Below are 3,185 nucleotides of genomic sequence, written 5' to 3'. Positions count from 1 at the left end.
GCCCACTCCATGAGCTCCGGATCCGAACCGTAGTAGTACCGGCCGTGCTCGGTGGTGCCGGAGAAGGTGGAGCGGTCGCGGTGTGAGTTCTCGATCGTCACCATGGCGTCGTCGACCGTGCCGAACGTGGTGATCTCGATGAGGTCGTGCAGGTAGCCGTCCGCGGACCAGGGGTTCTCCACCGCGTCAGCGGCGGTGAGCGCGGCCGCGAAGGCGGGGTTGGCGGCCAGCATGAGCAGTCCGGTGGTCACGCCGATCGGGGTGGCCGCGTCGCCGTGGACACGCCAGATCGGGTCGCCCGGGTGGAACCAGCGGGGCCCCGGGATGTCGAGGATCGAGCACACGGGGGTGTCCGCCGCCCCGCGTGGATCAAGTGGTGACATGGGCACGCCCTGGGGTAGTTGCGCCGTGCGTGACGGCCGGTTGAGTCCTGACGACGACTGTAACTCCCGTCCCGCCCGTCGGCCGGTATTCCCTGGGGGCGGCCTGAGAAAATCCCGTGAACGTATGACGGGGACACGGCCTCTAGGCTGGCAGTGCACACCCGAGAGCCCCGAACCGCACCAGGAGACGACACGTGAGCCCTTCCCCCCTTCCCGCCCCCCGCACCGGCCCCGTCGTGCCCGACCGCTTCGCGGGCAGGACCGCTCTCGTCACCGGCGCCAGCCGTGGGATCGGTCTGGGGATCGCGCGGCGACTGCTGTCCGAGGGTGCGTCCGTGGTGATCACCGCCCGCGGGCAGGAGGGCCTCGACGAGGCGGTCGCCGAACTGGGTGCGCCGGACCGGGTGCTCGCGGTGGCGGGGAAGTCCGACGACGAGGATCACCAGCGCGAGGTGGTGGCCCGGGCCGAGGAGGCGTTCGGGCCGGTGGACCTGCTGGTCAACAACACCGGCATCAATCCCGTCTTCGGTCGGACGGTCGACGTGGACCTGGCGGCCGCCCGCAAGATCACCGAGGTCAACGCACTGGGCACCCTGGCGTGGACGCAGAAGGTCTATCACTCGGGTCTCGGTGAGCGCGGCGGGGCGGTGGTCAACGTGGCCTCGATCGCGGGACTGGCACCCTCGCCGGGCATCGGGTGGTACGGCGCCACCAAGGCACTGGTCATGCGCCTGACGCAGGAACTCGCGGTGGAGGTCGGCCCCGCCGTCCGCGTCAACGCGGTGGCGCCGGGGGTGGTCAAGACACGATTCGCCGAGGCCCTCTACTCCGGCCGCGAGGAGCAGATGTCCGCGGCACTGCCGGCGGGCCGGTTGGGGGTGCCGGACGACATCGCCGGCCCGGTGTCGTTCCTGCTCTCCGACGACGCCCACTGGATCACCGGGCAGACGCTCGTCGTGGACGGCGGGGCGCACATCGTCGGCGCGGGACTGCAGGGCTGACATGGCCTCCATCCAGGAGTTCTGCGCCTCGACCGGCCGCTCGCTCGAGGCGAGCCCCCCGATGGCGGTGGCCGCGCAACCGCTGACGTGGGTGGACAACCCGCCGTGGCAGCGGATCGAGTCGCCGGAGCCGTCGGCGGTGATCTACGTGGACCCGGGGGCCCACCGCGACGGCTTCTCGCCCAACGCCGTGGCCACCTGCGCCCGCGTGGCGCCCGCGATGTCCACCGACGACGCGGTGACCATGATCGTCGCCACCGCGGAGGTCCTGTCCGACTGGACGGTGCTGGAGGAGGTCGCGGGCGAGGGGGACGAGGACGCCGGCGCCGTACGCAGCATCTACCGCTACCTCCGCGGCACCTACACGGCCGAGCCCGGCGAGATGGCCACCTCGAGCCTGATCGTGGGATGGAGCGACGACGAGGCGACCTATGTCTTCCAGTTCGTCGTGACCGGGTGGCGCGAGGACGCGGCCCTGCACGACTCGGCGATGGACTGCCTGCTGATCGGGGAGTGGACGGCAGGCCAGATCGTCGGCGCCATGAGGGGTTGACGCACTCGGGCGGCCGCGGCGTGTCCCGCTAGGGTGGGCGGGATCGAAGTCAGTTGACCAGGAAGGCGGGACCGCCGGTGCAGCTACGCGAGCTGAGTGTGACGGGGGCGTGGGAGATCACCCCCCGCCGGATCTCGGACGACCGCGGGGTCTTCCACGAGGCGTTCACCGACCCGACCTTCCGCCGCCTGACCGGGCACCGTTTCGACCTCGCACAGGTCAACGTGTCGGTCTCGGGGGAGGGGGTCCTGCGCGGCCTGCACTACGCCGACGTGCCGCCCGGGCAGGCCAAGTACGTGATGTGCCCGTCCGGGACGGTGTTCGACGTCGTGGTGGACGTGCGGGTGGGGTCGCCCACGTTCGGTGAGTGGTCCGGGGTGGTCCTCGATTCGAGCGACCAGCGGGCGATCTACGTCCCCGAGGGCGTGGCGCACGGATTCCTCTCGCTGGAGCCGCAGTCCACGGTCATGTACCTGTGCTCGGAGGGGTGGCGACCGGGTGCCGAGCACGCGGTTGACGCGTTCGACTCCCACATCGCGATCGACTGGCCCTCCGTCGCGCTCGACGGCACCCCGGTCACGCACGTGATGAGCCAGAAGGACCGCGACGCCCCGAGTCTGCTCGACGTCGCGGCCGCGGGGCGCCTGCCGCGATGGGAGGACTGCGAGGCTCACGTGGAGCGTCTGCGCGAGGCCACCGCGCGGGTGGACGAGGAGTGGCGCCCGAACGCGGACTGACATACCCTAGGGGGTATCGAACGACGCCCTGTCGGGTCGAGAACCCCATGAAGGAGGACGCCATGTGTTATCCCGTCGCCTGTTCCGTCTGCGGCAAGACCACCTGGGACGGCTGTGGGCAGCACGTCGACCAGGTCAAGGCGGCCGTGCCCGCCGAGAAGTGGTGTGGAGGCGAGCACCCGGTCCCGGCTCGATAACCCCCGGCCCGGTAGTCCCGGCCCGGTAGTCCCGGCGAGGTGGCCCCGGGGCGCCGCGGTCCCGACCTCCATCGGGGGCGTCGGTCCCCACTCCCGCGCCACGGACCCGTCCGGCGGGGTAGAACCGGGGGGGCACGCACTCCCGTCCCTCCCGGAGGCCCCAGTGAGCACCCCGTACGTCCTCGTCGAGCGCAGCGGCCCGATCGCGCGCGTGACCCTCGACCGGCCCGAGCGCCGCAACCCCCTGTCGTTGCGGATGATGCGCGAGGCCACCGCCGCCATCCGCGACCTCGGTGACGACCCGTCGTGCGGCG

At 71.6% G+C, this 3,185-nt stretch carries 5 protein-coding genes and 1 pseudogene; 5 read left to right on the top strand and 1 reads right to left on the bottom strand.

What is annotated here, in order from left to right; translation table 11 throughout:
• Window positions 1–383: oxygenase MpaB family protein (locus tag G6021_RS14255; protein ID WP_347238978.1), on the bottom strand; the 383-nt coding region annotated here is incomplete at its 3' end.
• Window positions 384–577: 194 nt separating this feature from the next.
• On the opposite strand from G6021_RS14255, the gene G6021_RS14250 reads away from it, so the two are divergent.
• From G6021_RS14250 to G6021_RS17525, 5 genes and pseudogenes are all read left to right on the top strand, one after another.
• Entirely contained in the window at window positions 578–1,384 is an 807-nt protein-coding gene (locus G6021_RS14250; protein ID WP_182617353.1) for an SDR family oxidoreductase, read from the top strand.
• Between the two features lies 1 nt (window position 1,385).
• Window positions 1,386–1,937 carry an LpqN/LpqT family lipoprotein gene (locus G6021_RS14245; protein WP_182609381.1) on the top strand — a complete coding sequence of 184 codons (552 nt, stop codon included), beginning with the start codon at window positions 1,386–1,388 and terminating at the stop codon, window positions 1,935–1,937.
• Between the two features lie 77 nt (window positions 1,938–2,014).
• Entirely contained in the window at window positions 2,015–2,674 is a 660-nt protein-coding gene (gene rfbC / locus G6021_RS14240; RefSeq protein WP_179525972.1) for a dTDP-4-dehydrorhamnose 3,5-epimerase, read from the top strand.
• Between the two features lie 62 nt (window positions 2,675–2,736).
• Window positions 2,737–2,871, top strand: coding sequence for a hypothetical protein (locus G6021_RS17795; protein WP_259845221.1), 135 nt, complete (start codon window positions 2,737–2,739; stop codon window positions 2,869–2,871).
• A 163-nt stretch (window positions 2,872–3,034) separates the two neighbouring features.
• Window positions 3,035–3,185: pseudogene (locus G6021_RS17525) on the top strand (enoyl-CoA hydratase); the annotation flags it as partial.

This window comes from Dietzia sp. CW19, assembly GCF_014145265.1.
Classification (GTDB): Bacteria; Actinomycetota; Actinomycetes; order Mycobacteriales; family Mycobacteriaceae; genus Dietzia; species Dietzia natronolimnaea.
This window is presented reverse-complemented; position numbering and strand designations above follow the sequence as displayed.

Excerpts from the sequence above, each read along its gene's own strand:
- G6021_RS14245 (WP_182609381.1), top strand. The coding sequence starts at position 1,386 with ATGGCCTCCATCCAGGAGTTCTGCGCCTCGACCGGCCGCTCGCTCGAG.
- G6021_RS17795 (WP_259845221.1), top strand. The coding sequence starts at position 2,737 with ATGTGTTATCCCGTCGCCTGTTCCGTCTGCGGCAAGACCACCTGGGAC.